General features: G+C 67.4%; 15 protein-coding genes and 2 pseudogenes. 13 read left to right on the top strand and 4 right to left on the bottom strand.

The window, feature by feature from the left end; all coding sequences use genetic code 11:
• Nucleotides 1-372: 372 nt before the first annotated feature.
• The 4 genes and pseudogenes from ACYVGD_RS11340 to ACYVGD_RS11325 form a co-directional block, all read right to left on the bottom strand.
• Nucleotides 373-876: a DUF4411 family protein gene (locus tag ACYVGD_RS11340; protein ID WP_460743738.1), complete on the bottom strand. Its 504-nt coding sequence runs from the start codon at nucleotides 874-876 to the stop codon at nucleotides 373-375.
• A complete protein-coding gene (locus ACYVGD_RS11335; protein ID WP_460743737.1) occupies nucleotides 876-2,033 on the bottom strand; it encodes an ImmA/IrrE family metallo-endopeptidase in 1,158 nt (385 codons plus the stop codon). The genes ACYVGD_RS11340 and ACYVGD_RS11335 overlap by 1 nt, the downstream gene beginning before the upstream one ends.
• A 520-nt stretch (nucleotides 2,034-2,553) precedes the next feature.
• A pseudogene (locus tag ACYVGD_RS11330) lies at nucleotides 2,554-3,786 on the bottom strand (IS256 family transposase); the annotation flags it as partial.
• Nucleotides 3,787-3,862: 76 nt separating this feature from the next.
• A complete protein-coding gene (locus ACYVGD_RS11325; RefSeq protein WP_460743748.1) occupies nucleotides 3,863-4,534 on the bottom strand; it encodes a recombinase zinc ribbon domain-containing protein in 672 nt (223 codons plus the stop codon).
• 48 nt (nucleotides 4,535-4,582) lie between these two features.
• Here ACYVGD_RS11325 and ACYVGD_RS11320 point away from each other — a divergent pair.
• The 13 genes and pseudogenes from ACYVGD_RS11320 to ACYVGD_RS11260 form a co-directional block, all read left to right on the top strand.
• Nucleotides 4,583-4,702 (top strand): annotated as a pseudogene (locus ACYVGD_RS11320) (integrase core domain-containing protein); the annotation flags it as partial.
• A 227-nt stretch (nucleotides 4,703-4,929) separates the two neighbouring features.
• Nucleotides 4,930-6,615 carry a DUF2397 domain-containing protein gene (locus ACYVGD_RS11315; RefSeq protein WP_460743736.1) on the top strand — a complete coding sequence of 562 codons (1,686 nt, stop codon included), beginning with the start codon at nucleotides 4,930-4,932 and terminating at the stop codon, nucleotides 6,613-6,615.
• On the top strand, nucleotides 6,612-7,781 hold the full coding sequence (locus ACYVGD_RS11310) for a DUF2398 family protein (RefSeq protein ID WP_460743735.1): 1,170 nt from the start codon (nucleotides 6,612-6,614) through the stop codon (nucleotides 7,779-7,781). Before ACYVGD_RS11315 ends, ACYVGD_RS11310 begins: the two co-directional genes overlap by 4 nt.
• Nucleotides 7,778-11,938, top strand: a complete 4,161-nt coding sequence (locus tag ACYVGD_RS11305) for a TIGR02680 family protein (RefSeq protein WP_460743734.1) — start codon at nucleotides 7,778-7,780, stop codon at nucleotides 11,936-11,938. The genes ACYVGD_RS11310 and ACYVGD_RS11305 overlap by 4 nt, the downstream gene beginning before the upstream one ends.
• Nucleotides 11,939-11,985: 47 nt before the next feature.
• A complete protein-coding gene (locus tag ACYVGD_RS11300; RefSeq protein ID WP_460743733.1) occupies nucleotides 11,986-13,041 on the top strand; it encodes a TIGR02679 domain-containing protein in 1,056 nt (351 codons plus the stop codon).
• Between the two features lie 236 nt (nucleotides 13,042-13,277).
• Entirely contained in the window at nucleotides 13,278-13,565 is a 288-nt protein-coding gene (locus ACYVGD_RS11295; RefSeq protein ID WP_460743732.1) for an HU family DNA-binding protein, read from the top strand.
• 55 nt (nucleotides 13,566-13,620) lie between these two features.
• Entirely contained in the window at nucleotides 13,621-14,367 is a 747-nt protein-coding gene (locus ACYVGD_RS11290; RefSeq protein ID WP_460743731.1) for a helical backbone metal receptor, read from the top strand.
• Between the two features lie 107 nt (nucleotides 14,368-14,474).
• Complete coding sequence (locus tag ACYVGD_RS11285; RefSeq protein ID WP_460743730.1) at nucleotides 14,475-15,590, top strand: BMP family lipoprotein; 1,116 nt, start codon at nucleotides 14,475-14,477, stop codon at nucleotides 15,588-15,590.
• Nucleotides 15,591-15,699: 109 nt separating this feature from the next.
• The gene (locus tag ACYVGD_RS11280; RefSeq protein ID WP_460743729.1) at nucleotides 15,700-17,259 is read left to right on the top strand and encodes an ABC transporter ATP-binding protein; all 1,560 of its coding nucleotides are present in this window, start codon (nucleotides 15,700-15,702) and stop codon (nucleotides 17,257-17,259) included.
• Complete coding sequence (locus ACYVGD_RS11275; protein ID WP_460743727.1) at nucleotides 17,256-18,416, top strand: ABC transporter permease; 1,161 nt, start codon at nucleotides 17,256-17,258, stop codon at nucleotides 18,414-18,416. The genes ACYVGD_RS11280 and ACYVGD_RS11275 overlap by 4 nt, the downstream gene beginning before the upstream one ends.
• Entirely contained in the window at nucleotides 18,413-19,711 is a 1,299-nt protein-coding gene (locus ACYVGD_RS11270) for an ABC transporter permease (RefSeq protein ID WP_460743725.1), read from the top strand. Before ACYVGD_RS11275 ends, ACYVGD_RS11270 begins: the two co-directional genes overlap by 4 nt.
• Before the next feature lie 11 nt (nucleotides 19,712-19,722).
• Nucleotides 19,723-20,142 (top strand): cytidine deaminase, encoded by a 420-nt coding sequence (locus ACYVGD_RS11265; RefSeq protein ID WP_460743724.1) that lies wholly within the window; start codon nucleotides 19,723-19,725, stop codon nucleotides 20,140-20,142.
• A gap of 591 nt (nucleotides 20,143-20,733) precedes the next feature.
• On the top strand, nucleotides 20,734-21,798 hold the full coding sequence (locus ACYVGD_RS11260) for an adenosine deaminase (protein ID WP_460743723.1): 1,065 nt from the start codon (nucleotides 20,734-20,736) through the stop codon (nucleotides 21,796-21,798).
• Nucleotides 21,799-21,960: the final 162 nt, after the last annotated feature.

Below are 21,960 nucleotides of genomic sequence, written 5' to 3'. Positions count from 1 at the left end.
TGCCCGCCACCGCGGGCAACAGGACGACTCGCATAACGACCGGACCTACGAAACGGGGTCAGCCCACACCGCCTATCCACGGTGCTCGACGCCGACCAAATCATCGTCCTCGAAAACGGTCATGTACGAGACGCAGGAACCCACCACGACTTCCTCGCCCGTGACACCCTCTACCGAGGTTCATCACCGCACTACGCATCCACACGCACACCGACCTCACCCCCCGACCGGAACGTAGGGGGTGTAAGAAGGCCACGCTCAGCATAGGCGACAGGCAGCGGTCACAGGTGTACGCACTGAAGGAGGAGCGAACTCGCCCCTTTGCTCAGCTGCTCCATGTCCAAGATGTTCTACCAGCGATGGGCGTATCAGTCACGGTGTGGATGCGCCCGCACTGAGGTCGAGCCGGGCTCCGGTCTGGCGGAGCATCTGGAAGGTGTCGGTCGTGCCGACGCCCATAGCCAGGCAAGCGTCAGGGATCAACACCCTGGCTCGGGCGTTGGGTTGGGAGCGTTCGTGGGTGACCACCGTGTGCTGGTGCTCGCGAGCGTAGGCGACAAGGAGATAGTCGGCATTGGTGCCGGTGAATTCGGCTAGCGCTGCTGGGGTGAAGCTTCGTGAGGTCGCCCAAGCGGTGAGGTCGCCGAAGTGTTGTGTAGTGCCTTGATCGATGGTTCGGAAGAATGCGGCGTTAGCATGTGCCCAGGTGGCGAGCTCGTCGTTACCGTCAAGGAGCTCGTCGCGGACCGCGTCGATGCTGCAGGCCACGGATTGTCGGTGGGCCCGATCGAGCCAGGCCCAGAATCCAGGGGCGATGTCGAAGGCGTAGTAACGGTTCTTGGCCTCGATGAGCACGTTGGCGTCGATCAGATACATCAGGCGACCCCCAACTCGGCGGCCAGGTTCTCGAAGGTTGCGTGTTTCTTGGTGCCGAGCAAGCGGTAGGCGTCCCGGTAGGTGGTGGACCCTTCGAGGGCGCTGGCGATCACGGCCTGGGCGAACTGACGGCTAAGTCGAATCGGCTGCGTGTAGTAGTAGTTGCCACCGGAGTTCTCGCTGCGCCTCGCCGCGAGGATGCTGATCACGCGGTCCCGCTCGTTCTCATAGCGCTCTCGATAGTCCTCCCAGGTTAGGAGCCGAGCGTCGAAGATGCGTTTGAGTACCACTAGGGTGCTGACTCGGTATTTCTTAGCCAGGCGCTCCAACTCCTCGATGTTCGCTTCTCCGCGGTAGTCGCTGAGTAGTGTGGTCAGCGGGACTAGCACTTCGGCGGCGACTTGGTTGCACCACAGTTCCTCGGTCACCCCGTGGTTAGCGGTCATGGCCGCATCGGACAGTGCGCTTGCTCCCAGCCATACGTGAGCCAGTTCGTGGATCATGGTGAAGATCTGTGCGGCCTTGGTGTCAGCGCCGTTGACGAAGATCAGCGGTACGAGCGGGTCGGATAGTGCGAACCCTCGGAACTCTTCAGGGTTGAGTTTACGATGAGTGTTCGCGCCAACGACGCCATTGATCATCACCAAGACGCCTATGTTCTCGATGCGGTCGATCAGACGTCGTAAAGCGTCCTCCCAGCTGGAGAAGGTGCTCCGTTCGGTCAGATCGAAGCCAAGCAAGTCGCGCATCTGGTCCGCGACAAGCACCGGCGGCGTCTCGGTCGTTGCGGAGCCGACAAACTCAGGTTCGCCCACGCCGTTCTCTTGCACATAGGTCCGGTACCAGTCCTGGCGGGTCTGGCACAGGTAGATCGTCTCCAACAGGTCAGCAGACGGCCGCGGGACCGCGACGTTCCCGATCGTGCGCATGTCTGGGATAGGCACGTCTTCCACTGGCGGTTCAGAGAGGAACAACAGCCCGAAAGGGGTATGAGTATCGCTGGCGAACTTCTCCAACTGCTTCAGCGTTGGACGCTGGGCACCAGAGACCCACCCATCGAGTTTGGGCGCACGACGTTCGACAGTCGCCTCGTCCCACCCCGCTCGTTCGACTGCCCACTGGAGTAGATCGGGGGCGACCTCAACGCGAACAGTCATCCCGTCACCTCCATTCAAGCTCCAGTCGAGATGCAACTCTGAGTGACAGTCTACGTAGCAGGACAGACAAGGGCATCGCCGACGAGCCGCTCTGGGAATGGTTCGCTGACAGCAGTTGCCCGTGACTTGCGCTGGTCACCGCTTCGTGTGCTCCCACACTGTCACCCGATGGATCCCGAACCGCTTGGCGATTGACATGGTGCTTTCGCCGGTTGCCTTTGCCGTTCGGATAGCGTCCACTTCCCTTTCCGTCAGGGGTGCTCGAGACCGTCTCGTAGGGGTCGCTACGACCCCAGGACCTGGCTCGGCCACCGGCGGTTCTTCGCTCGTGCCGACCCGTCTCGCCTCTTCCCACGCGGAACTCAGCCTCTCCAGCCGCTCCCACGTGTTCGGGCTGAGTCCAACGGCGTCCACGTAAGATGAGAAAATCGAAACTTGCCCCGCCTGATGGCGGGGCAGGGGTCTGTCCGGTAAACGGTGTGTGGGATCCGGCGGTTTTCATTCGTGGGGTGGTTTTCTCGAACCGTCCGGCGAAGGTGATCGCGAACGCGTTCAGCGCGGGCTTCCACCTCATCACCCAGCGTGCCCGGCCCCCACCTGTGGGGTCAAGCGATCGCGTGACCAGATACAGGCACTTGATCGCGGCGGCCTCATTCGGGAAGTGCCCGCGCGCCCGGACGGCCCGCCTGTACCGGGCGTTGATCGACTCGATCGCGTTGGTGGTGCAGATCACCCGCCGGATCTCGACGTCGTACTCCAGGAACGGCACGAACTCCGCCCAGGAACTGCGCCAGAGATGCACGATCGCCGGGTACCTCTCGCCCCACTCGGCGGCGAACTCCTCGAACCGATCCTTTGCCGCTTGCTCCGACGGGGCCGTGTAGACAGGTTTGAGGGAACGGACGATCGCGTCGCGGTGTTGCCGCCCGGCGTAGCGGAAGCTGTTGCGGATCAGGTGGACGATGCACTGCTGGACCACCGTTTGCTCCCAAGTCGTGTTGATCGCCTCCGGGAGACCCTTCAGCCCGTCACAGACCGCGATGAGCACGTCCTCGACGCCCCGGTTCTTCAGCTCGGTGAACACCTGCAGCCAGAACCTCGCACCCTCCTGACCATCACCGGCCCAGATGCCGAGGATGTCGCGTTCCCCGTTCACGGTGACGCCCATCACGACATAGAACGGGGTGTTCCTCACCTGCCCGTCACGGACCTTCACGACGATCGCGTCGACGAAGATCACCGGGTAGAGCGGATCCAGCGGCCTGCTCGACCATTCGGCGAGTTCCCCGGTGACCTTCTCGGTGATCCGGCTGATCGTGTCCTTGGAGACCTTCGCCCCATAGACCTCGTCGAAGTGCGCGGCGATCTCACCCGTGGTCAGCCCCCGCGCGGTCAACGAGAGCACGATCTGATCGACCCCGTCCAGCCGGCGCTTCCTCTTCGGGACGATCACCGGTTCGAACGAGCCGTCACGGTCTCTGGGCACCTCGATCTCGACGGGCCCGATCTCGGTGAGCACCGTCTTGACCCGCGTCCCGTTACGCATGTTCTCGCCGATTGGGGTCCCGCCGTGCTCGTGGCCGAGGTGCTCGGTCAACTCGGCATTCAGCGCGGTCTCGAGGACGTTCTTCGTGAGCTGGCTGAGCAGGCCGCCCGGCCCCGTCAAGCTCACGCCCTGCTCCTTCGCCTGCGCGAGCAAGCGTTCTACGAGTTCCTTCTGATCGATGATCTCCCCGGTCACGGGATCAATCATCTCGTCGTCAACAACGACAGTGGTCGTGTCAGCCACGGCCATCTCCTTTCGGATCAGGCCGGACCCTCACACACCATTATTCAGACAGTCCCCGGGGCAGTTTTGTTTCTGCGGTGACGTGCGCCGGGGCGTCGATGCTGGTGTGGGCAAGGACGCTGGCGGTGGTCTGCTCGGGTGTGTAGGTGGCGTTCTCTTCGTCGTCGATGGTGATGCGGGTGAACAGGGCGCGGTTGAGGATGCGTCGTTCGGCTGGGTCGCACTTGTTGTAGAGGTCGTCGAGGTCGACCAGGAGTTCGGTGAGCCGGTCCAAGCCCGTTCGGGCCTCGGCGTAGGTGTCGGTGAGGTTGTCGAGCCGTGTGCTGATCTGGTCGAGGCTGGCGCGGATGCGGTCTTGCTCGCTCTTGAGGAGGTCGAGGGGGATCGCGTCGGCGTAGTGGGCCTGGACGAGCTTGAGGCGTTCGGCTTCGAGCTTGTCGCGCTGGGCAATCAGGAGCTTGCGCTCGTCCTCGCTGGATCCTTCGAGCTGGTCGAACACGTCGTTGAGCACTTTCCGGACGTGCTCAGCTTGGGTTGGGCTCAGGGAGTTGCGCTGGTAGGTGCGTTCGATCTCGGCTTCGGCGAGGATCGCGGAGCGAGTGCAGTTGGTGGTCTTGCGGCGTCGCCCGGAGCAGGTGAAGTACTCGTAGCGGTCCCCGGTCTTGTCGCGGGGGCGTTCGATCATGAGCTTGGCTCCGCAGGCGCAGTACAGGGTGCCTTTGAGGTAGTGGTCGTACTTCTGGGGTCGTTCGCCACGCCCGCATTCAAGAAGTTCTACCCCTCAGACACCGACCGCCTGGCCGCACTCCCTGGCTGGATCCACACCTACAACCACCACCGGCCCCACTCCGCAATCGGGAAGCAACCGCCCATCACCTGACTGGACATCACATCTAGGGCAGCGCACCGTCTACCTGCGTCCCGTGGCGGCACGCCCGTCACGCGTGCGCTGTCTACTGCGCGCCGCCAGCATCCAAGCCGGCGCACCGACCCTTCTCTAGGTGGGCATCCCTTGGGGGCTCCTCGCGCCGCTGCTGATCCTTGTCGCCATCGCCTGGGTCATCCCCGATCCACGTGGTTTGTCCTGTCGGCTCACCGGGCTCGCGAATGTCGACGCTCGAACGGAGAGGATCCCCTCAACCCAGGCTTGAGCGGGGCGACCTCGATCATCAAATGACAGAAGCCCACTCGCCGACGAGGATCAGGTGCGCACCGACGGGCAGGGGTGCGGCCGTCTGGTCAACAACACCACCATCTGGCGGGTTCCTCCTCCACGGCTATTCTCAGCGAGGGGAGGCTGACATGAATGAGACCAACGCTTGGGCATCGGTGCTGTTGCCTGGTCAGGTCACGCCCGCCAGTTACCTGGTCGGTCCCCTGGCGAAGCAGTACCGACTCATCGTGGACATCCTCCAGCGTCAGCGGGACGTCACCTTGACCGGTGTCGGCTTCGACACTTTGCAGGGCCTCATCCGCGACGAATTGCCTGAGAACGAGGCAGCCGGTCTGCTCGACGAACTTTCCCTGCGCTCACGCATGGACCAACTCGTCGAGTGGGGCACCTGCTCCGCCTGGCAGGACCGTGCCGAAACCCAGGAGGACTTCCTCCGCAACCGCCACCGCTACCAGCTCAGCGAGGCCGGCTACCAGCTGAACTCCGCCGTACATGCCATCGAGGCTGAGATGGGCGCCACCTCGACCGCGGTCCTGCTGGCCCCGATCACATTGCGGGATCGGCTGCAGGCGACTGTCGCAGCACTCGGCGAGGGCGACCAGGCCACCGCGAGCCGGGAGTTCGCGCAGGTGCAGACCACCGTGCAGGCGATGAGCGAGGCCGCAACCGACTGGCAAAACGCACTGGCCGTGGCCTTGGGCGGCTCGCCCTCCGAGGAAAAGGTCACCCGCCTGCTGGAGACCATCCTCACCTACGCCGAGATGTGGGGTGCCGGCGTGGACGCGTGGTCGGGGCCCATCGGAGCCCACCTCCCGCGACTGCGCGAGGTGCCCGAAGCACAGTGGCGGGCCATGGCGCTGACCCGCTTGGGGACGTCGGCTGCAGACCCACTGATCGACGCGGCCGCCGACGAGATGCGTCGCGATCTCGACGTGCTGGGTGCCTGGTTCACCGGCGCCAACCCGCAGGCCACGCGGCTCCGACGCCAGATCCGTGATGCGGTGGCTCCGGTGTTGAAGAGCCACCGGGCTCTGCTGGCCGTCGGCGGAACGGTGTCGCGGAAAGCCGATCTTCTGCGGCTGGCGGACGCCCTCGAGTCTGTCGACACCGACGAGGACGCCTGGCGTCTCTGGTGTCGAGCGACGGGCCTGCACTCAGCTCGTCATGTCACAGACCTCGCCCCCGAGATGAGCCTCGGGCACCGCCTGTCGACCTGGGAAGCCGATCCTGTCCCCATCGCCCGCCGACTGCGTACGCAGGGGTTGCGGTCCACGGCCGGGCGTGCCCCCAACATCGTCGACCGACGGAAGGCACGGGCGGAGGCACGCCGCCGGGCTCAGCGCGAACAAGCGAATCTGGAGCGTGCCGCGACTTCGTTGGCTTCTCGCAGCGGCACTCCGTTCAGCGAGTGGGAGCCTCTCGATGACGACGAGGCGGCCGTTCTGCTGGACCTGTTGACCGAGGCGAGGCGCTATCGGCCGGGCACCGAGGTGCTCGAAGCAACCAGTGCCGATGGCCGATGGCTGTTGCGCTTGACTGCGTGCGAGGGGTCAGCCGTGCTGCATGTGCCTACTGGACGACTCGTCGTGCCCGACGCAGTCGTGGAGTTCACTGCATGACTGTGTCGATGGCACGCGCGGAGGACGCCGACAAACAGCGCGCTTTTCTGAGCCTGCTCGCGAACCCCATCGTCACGCCTTGGGGCGACGCCGAGGCGTACGCCCTGGTGCACCGCCATGCCCGCACGCTCGAGACCTGGTGCAAGCGCATGGGCTACCAGTTGGCGCATCTCGACCAGTGCTACCGGCTACGGCGCATACCTGTTGGCGACGAGACCATTGCGGGGCATCGCACGCCACCTGACCGGGCCGTCCTACTGTTGGCGCTGTACGCCGCTGTCTGCCTCGACGAACACCGGGAAGACTCGATCACGCTGCAAGAAGTCTCGGACGTGGTGCGGCTAAGCGCTGCTGGTCGATCGGGCTGGCCCTATGACCCGAACATCCGGCGCCACCGCGCTCTCTTGTTGCGGGCGGTGGAGCTCCTGTGCAGCCAAGGCGTGCTCGAGGTCCGTACCGATGAGCAGCTTCGCGAGGGGTGGGAGCGCACAGGCGCAGGAATCGGGGCCGGCTACCTGGTACATCGGGAAGCCTTGGTTCTCGTGATCGACACCGGTGACGTCGACCTGGCCCTCAACCCTGCTCCGGCTGAAATCGGCGAACGAGGACCGCGGCTGTTGCGTCGGCTGGTTGAAACACAGGCGCTCTACCCCGATGAACTCTCGGAGGAAGATCGTGCCTACCTCGACCACGGAGGGCAGCGTACGCGGCTGGCCGGTCTTGCCGAGGAAATGACCGGTGGCTCGGTTGAGCATCGTGCCGACGCCGTGATCCTGTCGCTGTCGCCTGATCGTTCGCTCCCAAAGAGCTTGGTGATCGACTTCCCGACCTCCACCGCACTGGACTGGGCTGTGCTCGGGATGCTCGATCGTCTTTCGGCTCACGCTGAGGGCAGCTTCCGTACTATCGACGCTGAGCTTGTCGACCGCCACGCCATGGAGCTGCATGCTGAGGCAGGCAGTCGGCTCACCGCGGAGCTCCGCGAATCATCCGAGGTGTTGGCCACCCAAGTCGCACGCAGGCTCGTCGATCTTGGCCTGCTGAGAGTCGACGCGCGATCACACGCCTGGACTCTCCTGCCTCTGGCGGGCCGCTACCGTGACGCTGTTCTTGACAGCGCCCCCGGCGCTCCGCCCGCTGACCTGTTCGGATCGGAGGAGCGATGAGTGAACCCACTCCCGACGTAGCCTTGCAAGAGTGGCGCGAGTCGTTGGCAAACGGCGGGCTGCCCAACCCCACGAGGGAGCGCTGGCAGCCGCTGCGAGCAGGCGTGGTCAACCTGTGGGAGTTCGAAGCGGTCGAGTACTGGTACGCCCACGGCTGGGCCCAGTTCATGGGACGCAACGAGACCGGCAAGTCGTCACTGATGGCGCTGACCACCCTGATTCCGTGGCTGGCAGATACCGCCAGCGACAAGATCGACACCTTGGGGCGCTCGGGCAAACAGTTCGCCTATTACGTGCGCCCCAGCGGCGAATCCGACCGGCGCCAGAGTGAGGCCTCGCTGTTCCACGGCTGGCTGTGGGTGGAGTATGGGCGCGCGCACGAGGGCAGACCCGAGTTTTTCACGACTCTCCTGCACGCCGCGGCTCGGACGGGGAGCTCCAGTACCCGCCTGACCTGGTGTACCAGCGTCGGCAGCCGAGTACGCGAAGGCCTCATCCTGACCGAGGGCCGCGCCGTGCGCCACGCCAAGGACATCACTGCTGCCGGCTTCGAGGCACATCCCAACGCCTCGGCTTACCGGCAGTACGTCGCGTCGCGTCTGTTGGGCGGGAGCGTGGCCCAGTTGGAGAGCATCGGTCGGTTGCTCAAAGTCACCCGCCAACCTAAGCTCGGTGCGCAACTGAAAGTCGACTTCGTCACCAACCACCTGCGTGATGCGCTGCCCGAGCTCAGCCGGTCTGAGGTGGAGGAGCTGGCGCGCGGATGGGACCAGCTCGACCAGTTGCATGCCGACCTCGACAGGGCGAAGACAGCGGCCGCTGAGGTCGCCGGGTTTCGAAGGGACAAGTGGCAACCTTGGGCGGCAGCCGCGTTGCGGTGGAGAGCTGACGAGGTGGCGGCTCGGCAGACCGCGCTGGACGCGGTCACGCGTGAGGAACGACGGGCCCAGGCGGAGTTGGAGCAGAGCAAAACCAGCGAAGCCGAATTGGAGGCGCAGCGGGAGCGCTTGCGTACGCACCTCGCCGAGAGCAGGGCCCAGGCGGAGTCGTGGCGAGAGTCGGCCGCCTACCGAGAGGCGAGCGCCCGGGCCGTCAACCTGCACAACCAGGAGGTCCAGACCGACAACGCCCGCATCGTGGCCGAGCGCAGTGCACGCGCCGCCGACCAGGCACGGTCGCGTTTCGCCCAGTCCGAGCGTGCCCATCAGCTGGCGCAGGAGGAACACGAGCGCGCCAAACAAGAGCTGTGCAGCAAGGAGGACGAGGTGTGCGCCTCGGCTCGTCGAGCTGGGCTCGAACCGTCTCTTCCCATAGACGGCGACCACCTGCAGCAGGCGAGCGATGAGCGTGATGCCGTGGTGCGCCAGGTGGACAGGTCGCGCCGGGTGGCCGAGAAAGCAGCGCAGCAGGCCGAGGCGAGTGATCGTACGGCAGACGCGTTGCACGAGCAGGCCGAGCAGGCACGCGATGTCGCCGAGAAATCCTGGCAGTGGGCCGCCGCAGAGCGCGAGCGTGTGATCTCCGCGCTGCGGAAGTGGGCGCCGACGTACGCCGAACCGTTCCAGAGTGCCTGGGAAGGGGGCCTGCCGAGCACCGTGGGCGGCCTTGAGACGCCGCGCCTGATTGACGCGATCCGCCGCGACGCGTGGCAGCCCAAGGAACAGGCGCTGACTGCGGCCGTTGCCCAAATCGAGGCAGCCGTCCAAGCTGCCGCGGCCGAATACGTGGCCCTGGCCCAGCAGATCGAGCACCTGACCGGCAGGCCCGCAGTGGAACCGAAACCCCCGGCGCTATGGCGTCGACGCGACCGTGTCGGGGCCGCCGGTGCGCCCTTCTGGGCCATGGTCAACCCCGCCGACCATGTGTCGGCCGCACAGGTGGCCCAGTTGGAGGCCGCCTTGGCTGCCAGCGGGCTGTTGGACGCATGGGTGGGCGCCGACGAGCAGTCTGGGTTGGACACCTTCGTCCGTGCCGGTGAGGAGCGCCCCACCCGTTCACTCGCGGAGGTCCTGGTCGTGGACGAGGGCGCGCGGGAACACACCTCACTGGTGGCGGATGTGCTCGCGTCGGTGCGGCTGTGCGCCGTCGAGGAGCGACTCCCCGAGGGTGGCGTCGCCGTCGCATTGGACGGCCGCTGGCGGGCCCAACATGTGACCGGTCGGGCGGCGCCGCTGCACGACCAGGCCGAGTGGTTAGGGGAGGCCGCCCGCGAGGCACAACGGCAGCGTCGCTTGGCGGAGTTGCGGGCGCGGTTGGCTGAGGTTGAGCAACGGCAGGCTGAACTCCAGGACGTGCGCTCAGAGAAGGAGAGGGCGCTGCGGGAACTCGAGGAGCTCTTCGCACAGGCGCCAACCGACGATGCTCTGCGCAATGCCTTGTCCCAGTGTCAGGCAAACGACAGTCACGCCGAGGCCGCTGCTGCAGCCGCGGGCCGTGCCGCTGAGCTGGCCCGACAGAACCACGCCCTGGCCGATAGCCGCCGGGCCGAGCTGCGTCGGACGGCCGCCGAACACCGCCTGCCCACTGATGATGAGTCCTTGGATGAAGTACGTCGAGCGCTCGTCGACACCCGCTCGGCGTTGGCTCTCTGGCGGAACCGCCGGTCCGACGCAGAACGATCCTCTCTTCGGTTGCAACGCGCCGCCGAGGAGGCGGACCAGCGTGGTCGTGACGCCGAAGAACAACGCGTCGCGCGCGACAAGGACGACCGTGACCTTCAGACCGCCCGTGCCCGCCTGGCGGCGCTGCGCGCGTCGATCAACGCCGATGACCAGCAGACCATTGACAAGTTGTCGGAACTGCAGGGTCTGGTGCGTACCACCGAAAGCGAGCTGGAGACACTGGTCAAGCAAGTTACTGCGGTCGTGGCCCGCCGTGGCAGCGCCGAGAGTAAGCTGGCCGAGGTCGAGCGCCGCCGCGAGGAAGCAACCGAAGAACGTGGCTTTGCCCACCAAGGGCTACGCGAACTCTTGGATCTCGGCGTGGCCGAGAGCCTCGAGCTCGAACTCCCGGACGCTGGGTCAGCGGCCGTCGACCATGTCCGGGCCCAGGCAGCCGAGTTGCGGCGCCGGCTTCATCCCAAAGGGTGGGTCGACAGCACTCAGCGTGACCAGGCTCGTGCGGGAGTTCAGCAGAACGCCCGCACGGTGAACCGCCTTCGCAGTGGGATCGACACGTCGGCGCGCGACGTCCGCGGCGTACTCGAACAAGGGGGCCGGAGCATCCAAGTGACGCCCACCGAGCCCGTTCCGACCGTCGAAGTGATGGTGAACTCCAACGGGTTGACCCTCCCGCTGCTGCAGGCAGGCGACCATCTGCTTGAGGTGTGCCGCGAGCTGGAAGGGCAGTACGGGGAGTCCGTCCGGGAGACGCTCGACCGGCTGTTGGGTTCGACGTTCCTGGAGCACCTGCGCGAGCAGATCGGGCAGGCGCAGAAGCTCGTCGACGACATCAACACTGTGCTCCAGGACCACCCCACAGGCACTGATGGCACGACCTTGCGTATCCGCCTGGAACCAGGTGTTCATGCGCCCATCCTGGAAGCGGTTTCCGGGCCGAGCCTGGTGGATCCCGAGGTGGCTGCGTCCGTGCGTACCTTCCTCAAGGAGAAGGTGGACGAGGCCAAGCGAGCAGCCGACGACGAAGGCCGCTCCGACTGGCGGGACTCGCTTGCCGCCCACCTCGATTACCGGACGTGGTATGAGGTGAACCTCGAGAGCCGTGTCGCGAAGGGGCGCTGGGGGCCGCTGACCACCCGCCGATACGCCGAACTCTCGGGTGGGGCACGCGCGGTGATGCTGATGCTGCCTCTGGTGGCGGCGCTTGCCGCCCAGTACCGACGCCTGCCCCATGCCCCGCGGCCTTTGTGGCTCGACGAGGCGTTCGACGGGCTTGACGCGGCCAACCGGTCAATGGTGATTAGCCTGTTGCAGCGGTTCGACCTCGATGTCCTCCTCGCCGGGCCTGGACGCCTGGTGAACGTCGAGGCGGTGCCGGCCGCCGCGATCTATCAGGTGGTGCGGGCCACGGCTCCGGAACCTGGAGCCGATTTGGTGGCCGAGCTGTGGGCGGGATCGACTTTGCAGACCATCGACCTTCCGCTGTCCTGGCTCGACGATGCGGCAACCGCACCACTCGGGCAGGACAGTCTGCTGTGATTCCCCCATTCCTGGAGCAGTGGGCACGGAAGCCAGGACCGACCCAGGTGCTCGCCGAGATCCGGCGCAGGATCGAACAGCGCCGATGCGGGTCGCGGACGCGCATCGACATACCTCTGACCCGGACTGAACGTCGTCAAGTCGGGGCGATGTTGGACGCGGCCTGGGCCGAAGGTGACGGCCCGGTGGTGGTGTCTCGGCTACGTGCGGGGTTAGCCCACCACGGGGCAGAGCTCGAAGAACTGCTCGAGACGCTCGACGGGCCGCTGCGCGATCTACCTTCGGAGCGGTCGGGGCAGCGAGCAGAGAAGGAGGCCGAGCTTGCAGAGGCACGAGGCATCCTCCGCCAGCTCGACCCCAACGTTCCTGACGTGGTGGCGGCGCGGTGCCTGACCGGCTCAGACGTGCTCGGCCGGGCGTACGCTGTGCGTGAAGTCGTGACAGCGATGACAGCGGAGAACGAACGCCTCCCGGTGCTGGCCGCTCGACTGTTTCGCGATGCTCATGCGCTTGACCGGTCACGCCCACTGGGGCGTGCGGTAGCTCGGTTCCTGTCGGGGACCGCCTGTGAGGTAGGCGATGACGGAGTGGCGGTATGGCAGGACCCGGTCGAGGATGCCGAGGCGTGGCGGGCTGCGTGGGCGACACGAGGTGTCGTGTGTGATGAGGTGTCGACCCAGGTGCTCGTGCTGAACCTCCCGCTGGTCGGAGCCGCCCCCGCCGCGACCCTTGTGGGTCTGCGGGGCGAACCGGTGTGGCTAACCTTGCGCTCATTGAGGGGCGGACTGCGGCTCGGGCCGGGGGTGGAGGACGTCTTCGTCTGTGAGAATCCTTCGATCGTCGAAGCGGCTGCCGATCGCCATGGGGATGGTTCGCGGCCACTGGTGTGCACGTTCGGTGTCCCCAGCCATGCAGCAATCGAGCTGCTGCGCGTGATCTGCGCGCAGGCCACACTTCACGTCCACGCGGACGAGGACACCGTGGGGCGACGTATCGTCGAGAGTCTGCTCCGTCTGCGGGGGGCGCGGCGGTGGCGGATGGACAGCACCACCCTCCGCTACGAAGAGGAGGTGTTGGCCGAGCTGTTGTCCGACCTGGGATGAGATCGACGCCGCCGCTGACGCCCTGACGACAGGCGGAAGACTCCTCAACAGGCGATCCAACACCTGTTGAGGCGTTTTCGGCCCGTGATCCGCGACCGGCGCGAAACCGTCGTGATCGGCCCGAGATAGGCCGATAAACGTCCCACATCGCGGCGTGTCGCACCCCAAACCCAAAGCGGGGCGCGGGTCTGTGGCTACTGTGGAGAGCACCAAACGCCTAGTGCAAAGGATCAACAATGACCAAGAAGGAACTGCTGGAGGCCATGGCCGCCGAGGCCGACATCTCTCAGGCCGACGCCGACAAGGCCCTCGGCGCTCTCATCGAGGCCATCACGAAGTCTGTCGCCAAGGGCGACTCCGTCCGCATCCCCGACCTGGGCACCTTCGAGAAGCGCGAGCGTTCGGCCCGCACCGGCCGCAACCCGCAGACCGGCGAGGAGATCAAGATCGCCGCGACCTCCGTCCCGGGCTTCAAGCCGGCGACCCAGTTCAAGAACGCCGTCGCCGGCGCCAAGAAGAAGTGACCTGCTGACCCAGCACACCTCCGACTCCACCGGACCCGCGTGACAGGCTGGTCCGGTGGATTCGTCTCATGCTAGTGACCCGGCCCCGGACCTCCCCGAGGTGAACCGGGTCGTGTCCCTGGTCCCCTCGCTGACCGAGGCCGTCGCCGCGACCGCACCCGGCGTGCTCGTCGGCGCCACCGACTGGTGCACCCACCCGGCCGACCTCGACGTCACCCGCGTACGCGGCACGAAGAACCCCGACCTCGACGCCATCATCGCCCTCGAACCCGATCTCGTCGTCGCCAATCGCGAGGAGAACCGCCGCCTCGACGTGGAGCGCCTGCGGGAGCGCGGCGTACGCGTCCACGTCACCGTCATCGACACCCTCGACGAGGCGTTCGACGAGCTGGCGGGCCTGAGCGCGCTGCTGCGTGCGCCGGAGCCGGGCTGGCTCGCCGAGGCCCGCGCTGTGTGGGCTCGCGCCCCGGAGCTCGACCTGACCGCGGTCGTCCCGATCTGGCGCGACCCGTGGATGGTGGTGGGGGAGCGCACCTTCACCGCCGACCTGCTCGCCCGCCTCGGCGTACGCGTCCTCGCGCCCGGCGAGCGCTACCCGCACACCACCCCCGAGGAGATCGCCGCGCTAGACCCGGACGTGGTCGTGCTGCCCGACGAGCCCTACCGTTTCACGCCCGAGGACGGCCCGGAGGCCTTTCCCACGAGGCGCGTACGCCACGTCGACGGGCGCCTGCTCACCTGGTACGGGCCGTCGCTGGTGGAGGCTCGGTCACGCCTCGGCCACGCTCTGGTCACGACTTGATCGCGAACCTGCCGAGGACCCCCTCTCCGGGCGACGGGAAGGTGATCAGAAGGTTACGCTTCAGTTCGGTTCACACACCGGTTCGAAAGAGTGCCCAGGAGGCAGCAGTGAGCGTTCGCAAGTCCCTTCTCATCGCCCCGGCGCTGCTCAGCGCCGCAGCCCTGACCATCTCCGGCTGTGCCAAGCCGCCCAGCGAGACGTCGTCTCCGCAGGCGAGCTCGTCGGGCGGCTCCTCGTCCAGCGGCGGCTTCAAGGCCTGCATGGTCTCCGACGCCGGCGGTTTCGACGACAAGTCGTTCAACCAGACCTCTTACAAGGGCCTCACGGACGCGAAGTCCCAGTTCGGCATCGAGACCGGCCAGGTCGAGTCGTCCTCGACCGCCGACTTCGCCAAGAACATCCAGTCGATGGTCGACGCCAAGTGCAACGTGATCGTCACCGTCGGCTTCCTGCTCTCGGACGCCACCATGGCCGCCGCCAAGGCCAACCCGAACATCCAGTTCGCCATCGTCGACGACAACCCCAAGGGCGCCGACGAGATCAAGAACCTCAAGCCGCTGACGTTCAACACGGCGGAGTCGTCGTTCCAGGCCGGTTATCTCGCCGCCTCGCAGTCGAAGACCGGCAAGGTCGGCACCTTCGGCGGCATGAAGATCCCTTCGGTGACGATCTTCATGGACGGCTTCGCGCAGGGCGTGAAGTACTACAACGAGAAGAAGGGCAAGCAGGTCCAGGTGCTCGGCTGGGATGCCGAGAAGCAGGACGGCCAGTTCGTCCCGGGCGACAAGCCCTTCGACAACGTCCAGGGCGGCAAGCAGACCGCGACGAACCTGATGTCCCAGGGCGCCGACGTGATCTTCCCGGTCGCCGGCCCGTCGGGTGAGGGTGGCCTCCAGGCCGCCCAGGCCTCCGGCGGCAAGGCAACGGCCATCTGGGTCGACACCGACGGCTGCGTCTCGGCGCAGAACTACTGCTCGTCGATCATGACCTCGGTCGAGAAGGCCATGGACATCGCCGTGCTGGAGGCCATCAAGGCCGCCAAGGACAAGACGTTCTCCAACGAGCCGTACGTCGGCACGCTCGCCAACAAGGGCACCTTCTTGGCGCCGTTCCACAACTTCGACGGCAAGATCGACGCCGCGACGAAGTCGGAGCTCGAGCAGGTCGGCAAGGACATCCAGTCCGGCACCATCAAGATCGAATCGGCCTCCGCGCCCAAGTGATCATCTGCCCGGGGAGGCCACCTGCATCTGCGGTGGCCTCCTCGGCGCGTTTCACCGTGGTCCGACCACGGCTCCTGAACCCCCACGACGATGTGCAAGGATCCCTGTCGTGTCACTGAACCTTGTGGGCATCACGAAGCGCTTCGGCGACTTCGTGGCCAACGACTCCATCGACCTGACGATCAGCCCGGGCGAGATCCACTGCCTGCTCGGTGAGAACGGCGCCGGCAAGTCGACGCTGATGAACGTGCTTTACGGGCTGCTGCAGCCCGAGGAGGGCGTCATCGAGGTCGACGGCGAGCCGCACACCTTCACCAACCCCAAGCAGGCCATGGCCGCCGGCATCGGGATGGTTCACCAGCACTTCATGCTGGTCGAGCCCTTCACCGTCGCCGAGAACATCGCCCTGGGCCGAGAGCAGGGCCCGATGGGCACGCTCGACATGGGTGCCGCCCGGCGCTTGGTCCGTGAGCTCGCCGAGTCCTATCGATTCGACATCGACCCCGACGCGGTCGTCGAGGACCTTCCCGTCGGCGTCCAGCAGCGCGTCGAGATCATCAAGGCGCTCGCCAACGACGCGAAATACCTCATCTTCGATGAGCCGACGGCCGTGCTCACCCCGCAGGAGATCGACGAGCTGATGGCCGTCATGCGCTCCCTGCGCGACGAGGGCCGCGCCATCGTGTTCATCACCCACAAGCTCCGCGAGGTGCGCGAGGTCGCCGACCGCATCACCGTGATCCGCCGCGGGAAGATCGTCGGCACCGCCGAGCCCACCGACCCCGAGCCGAAGCTCGCCGAGCTGATGGTCGGCCGCGCCGTGTCGCTGAAGGTCGACAAGCCCGAGCCGAAGACGGGCGACGTGCGCCTGGCCGTCGAGGAGCTCACCGTCCTCAACCCGGCCGGCTCCGTCGTCGTCGACGACGTGTCGTTCGAGGTCCGCGGGGGAGAGATCCTCGGCGTCGCGGGCGTGCAGGGCAACGGCCAGACCGAGCTCGCCGAGGCGCTGCTCGGCACCACCCCCGTCGCCTCCGGCTCGATCCGCCTCGACGGCGCCGACGTCGCCCGTCTCGGCCCGAAGGCCACCCTCGACGCCGGCATCGGCTTCGTCCCCGAGGACCGCAAGCGCGACGGCTTCGTCAGCACCTTCAGCGTCGCCGAGAACCTCGTCCTGAACACCTTCGACAAGGCCCCGTACGCCCGCGGCCTCGCGCTCGACCTGGACAAGATGCAGTCCAACGCCGAGCACCGCATCGAGGAGTTCGACATCCGTACGCAGTCCCCGAACACCCCGGTGGGCTCGCTGTCGGGCGGCAACCAGCAGAAGGTCGTCCTCGCCCGCGAGCTGTCGCGCCCCCTGGCGCTGCTCGTGGCGAGCCAGCCCACCCGCGGTGTCGACGTCGGCGCCATCGAGTTCCTCCACAAGCGCATCGTGCAGGAGCGCGACCGCGGCACCGCCGTCGTCATCGTGTCGACCGAGCTCGACGAGGTCGACGCCCTGGCCGACCGCATCGCCGTCATGTATCGCGGCAAGGTCGTCGGCATCGTCCCGCCCGGCACGTCCCGCGAGGCGCTCGGTCTCATGATGGCCGGCGTACCCGTCGACGAGGCCCTCGCCCAGACCGGGCAGGACTCCACGAACCCGGCCAACGGGGAGGATCTCCGATGAAGAAGTCGTTGCCCTGGGGCGAGATCGTGACCACCGCCGTCGCGTTCGTCCTCGCCTTCTTGGTGGGAGCGGTCCTGATGATCGTCTCGGACGCCGAGGTGATCTCGAAGTGGGCCTATCTGATGTACGCCCCCGGTGACGCGCTCGGCGCGTCGTGGGACAAGGTCTCGAAGGCCTACTCGGCGCTGTTCATGGGCGCGCTCGGCGGCGTCGGCCCGCTGACCGAGACCACCGCCCAGGCCGCGCCGCTGATCTGCGCCGGACTCGGCGTCGGGCTCGCGTTCCGTGCCGGCCTGTTCAACATCGGCGGCCAGGGTCAGGCCATCTGGGGTGCGGTGCTCGCCGCGTACGCCGGCTTCGCTTGGCACCTTCCGCCCGGCCTCCACCTGCTCGCCGCGGTCGCCTTCGGCATCTTCGGTGGTGCCGTGTGGGGCGGCGTCGTCGGCTGGCTCAAGGCCAAGGCTGGCGCCCACGAGGTCATCGTGACCATCATGCTGAACTACATCGCCTCGGGCATGCTCGCCTGGCTGCTCACCACCAAGGCGTTCCAGCGCCCCGGCCGCGCCGACCCGATCTCGCCCGTTGTCGACTGGAACGCGACCATGCCGCGCCTGGAGGGCACGCGCCTCCACCTCGGCTTCGTGCTCGCGCTGCTCGCCGCCGCGTTCGTGTGGTGGCTGCTCGACCGCTCGACCACCGGCTTCGCGATCAAGGCCGTCGGCGCCAACCCGCACGCCGCCGGCACCGCTGGCATGTCGGTCGCCCGCACCACGATCATCACCATGACCATCGCGGGCGCGCTCGCCGGCTTGGCCGGTGTCCAGTACGCGCTGGGCCCGTCGATCCTCGGCACGCCCGTCCCGCTGTCGGCGGGCCTCGTCGGCTCGGTGGGCTTCGACGCCATCACCGTCGCCCTGCTCGGCCGATCGCGCCCGTTCGGCACGGTGCTCGCCGGGCTGTTGTTCGGTGCCCTCCACGCCGGCGGTCTGGCGATGCAGTCCATCGCCGACACCCCGCTGACCCTCACCACCGTCCTCCAGGCCCTCATCGTGCTCTTCGTGGCGGCCCCCGGTCTGGTGCGTACCCTCGTCCCGTGGCTCAAGGGCCGCAAGCAGCGTCCGGTCGCCGGTGCGGCCAAGGCAGGAGCCCTGTCGTGAGCACGAACGTCGAGACCACCGAGACCGCGCCGACCACGGTGCCCACCCACATCGAGTCGCGTGAGGCGCGCCAGCAGCGCATCTCCACCTCCGTGCTGATCCTCGTCGTCGGGGCGCTGCTGGCGCTCCTGACGCTGTCGACCCGCGGCGACGCCCGCTTCGCGTTGTCCGACGCGTTCGACGAGGTCCAGTTGCCGACGCTGGCGCTGCCGGGCCTGCCGACGGTCCTGGTCTGCGCGCTGTTGTGCCTGGCCGCCGGGGCGGCGCTCCTGTCGGGGCGCCTGCGCGGGCGTACGCCGGCCCTCGCGGGCACTGTCGCCGGGGTGGCCGTCGTCCTGGGCTTCCTGGCCTGGGCCGCCGCCGGCCGCGACCTGCCGTTCCCCGTGTCGAACCAGTTCGCCGGCACGCTCTCGGTCGCCACCCCGCTGATCCTCGGCGCCCTGTGCGGCGTGCTGTGCGAGCGGTCCGGCGTCGTCAACGTCGCCATCGAGGGCCAGCTGCTGACCGCGGCGTTCGCCGCCGCCATCGTCGGCTCTGTCACCAAGTCGATCCCGATCGCGCTCGTCGCCGCCGTCCTCGCCGGCGTGCTGATGGCCGCCATGCTCGCGCTGTTCGCGATCAAGTACCTGGTCGACCAGGTCGTCCTCGGCGTCGTCATCAACCTGTTCGCCGCGGGCCTCACGGGCTTCCTGTTCGACCAGCTCGTGCAGCCGAACTCGACGCAGTTCAACTCCTCGCCGATCATGCAGGCCCTCGAGATCCCGGTGCTGGGCAAGATCCCGTTCTTCGGCGCCATCCTGTTTCGGCAAACGATCCTCGCGTACCTCGCCGTCGTGTCGGTCTTCGTCGTCTGGTTCCTGCTCTACCGCACCAAGTGGGGACTGCGCGTACGCGCCGTCGGCGAGCACCCCGAGGCCGCCGACACCGTCGGCATCTCCGTGCGCCGGGTCCGGTGGGGCGCCGTGCTGGCCGGTGGCGTCTTCGCCGGTCTCGGCGGCGCGTTCTTCACGATCGGCTCGACAGGCTCGTTCTCGAAGGAGCTCACCGTCGGCAACGGCTTCATCGCACTCGCCGCGCTCATCATGGGCCGCTGGCACCCGGTGTGGGCGACGGTCATGGCGCTGTTCTTCGGCTTCGTGACCCAGATGGCCTCCCAGCTCCAGACGCTGTCGACGCCCGTGCCGTCGCAGTTCCTGCTGCTCCTGCCCTACGTGGCGACGATCATCGCCGTCGCCGGTCTCGTCGGACGCGTACGCGCGCCCGCGGCAGACGGCGTGCCCTACTCCAAGCCCTGATCGGAGGACCCGTGGACGCATCCGAGGTCGACTGGGAGGCGCTGCGTCACGCCGCCCGCGACGTGTCGCAGCACGCGTACGTCCCGCAGTCGAGGTTCCCCGTGGGGGCCGCCGCGCTCGTCGACGACGGCCGCGTGGTCGTTGGCTGCAACGTCGAGAACGCCGCGTACGGGGCGACGCTGTGCGCCGAATGCGGTGTGGTGTCGGCGCTCCACTCCGGCGGCGGGGGACGCTTGGTCGCGTTCGCGTGCGTGGACGCCACCGGTGGCCCGCTGATGCCGTGCGGCCGTTGTCGCCAGCTGCTGTGGGAGAACGGTGGCCCGGAGCTGCTCGTCGACACCCCTCAGGGCGTTTGGACGATGGAGGAGGTGCTGCCGCAGGCGTTCGGCAGCCACGACCTCGAGCGCGTCCTCGGCTCGCCGACGGCCTGAGCCGCCTGCTCCGCCCCAGGCATCGACCGCAGCGTCGACTTCGACACCGCCGACCCGCCGTTCGGCGGCTACCGGCGTGGCCGGCCTTTCCCGGCAGTCGAGTCACCGGTCTCAGAGTGCATCTGGGACGTCCATCTCGTGGTCGGCGACGTCCACGCGTATGGCGACCGGGTGCGTGAGCTGGGCTGCTCGACCCACGACGTGGTCGAGATGTCGCTGGTGGGGGACTTCGTCACGGCCACGACGCCCACCGGAGCGAGGCTGCAGCTGTTCTGGCCGACTCCGCTGCCCGGCACGACCGGCGCAGACAGCGTGCTCGATCGTCCCTTCCTGGCGCCTCGTGCCCTCCGCAGCGGCATGACGCGATCAGGAAGGGACAATCGGGCACGGGCGCGCCACGAGGGGACGATCGCGCACGGGCGCGCCACGAGGGGACGATCGCGCACGGGTGTGCGAGGAGGGGATGATCGGGAATGACCCCACGAGGGGATCGGGCACGGTGGGACGATCGGGCACGGTGGGACGACCGGGCACGGTGGGGACGACCGGGCACGGTGGGGACGACCGGGCACGGTGCGTGAGAATGGGCGGATGACCACGCTCGACCACGCAACGATCCGCCTCCTGCCCAAGGTGGCCCTTCACGACCACCTCGACGGGGGCGTACGCGCCGCCACGGTCCTCGACATCGCCCACCGCATCGGTCACGAGGTCCCGGCTGACACCCCCGAGGCCCTGGCTGACTGGTTCTTCGACGCCGCCGACTCGGGCTCGCTGGAGCGCTACCTGTCGACGTTCAGTCACACCATCGCCGTGATGCAGACCGCCGACGACCTGCGCCGCATCGCCCGCGAGTTCGTGGAGGACATGGCCGCCGATGGTGTCGTGTACGCCGAGTCGCGATGGGCGCCCGAGCAGCACCTCCAGCAGGGACTCACCCTCGACCAGGCGGTCGAGGCGGTCCAGGCCGGCCTCGACGAGGGCATGGGGCTGTCGCGTGAGCAGGGCACGCCCGTCGTGGCCCGTCAGATTCTGTCGGGCATGCGTCAGGCCGGGCGTACGCGGGAGATCGCCGAGCTCGCCGTCGCCCACCGGGACCGCGGCGTTGCGGGTTTCGACATCGCGGGGCCCGAGGCAGGCTTTCCCGCCGACGACCACCGCGAGGCTTTCGCCCTGGTGCGCGGCGCGAACGGCTCCGTCACGATCCACGCCGGCGAGGCCGACGGGCCGGCCTCGATCCATGCCGCGCTCCAGACCTGTGGGGCCCACCGGCTGGGCCACGGCGTACGCATCGCCGAGGACATCACCCGTGACGGTGACGGCTGGAGGCTCGGCCGCATCGCCGCGTACATCCGCGACCACCGCGTCCCGCTCGAGGTGTGCCCGACGTCGAACCTTCAGACGGGCATCGCCGCGTCGTACGCCGAGCACCCCGTCGGCCTGCTTGAGGAGCTCGGCTTCACGATCACGCTGTCGTGCGACAACCGGCTGATGTCGCGGACCACGCTCAGCGAGGAGTTTCTCCACCTGCACGAGGCGTTCGGCTTCGACACGGACGTGCTCGGGGCCTGGACCATGAACGCGCTGGACGCCGCCTTCTGGGATCTCGACGGACGCCAGACGCTCATGGACGAGGTCATGGACGCGTACGCCTGATCGCTCCTGGAAATCCTCGCCGTCGCCGAGCCCGTGGGAGTCGGCCACACCTCGAACCTCGGTGGTGATCCATTCGACAACCTTCCGACCGTCAGCCACACGGCGGTGACCTCGCTTACATGCTATGGCAAGGTAGTATGTAAAACATACAACCCGGGATGC

The organism is Mariniluteicoccus endophyticus (assembly GCF_054780035.1).
Note: the sequence above shows the minus strand (reverse complement) of the source record. Positions and strands in the feature narration are given on the sequence as shown.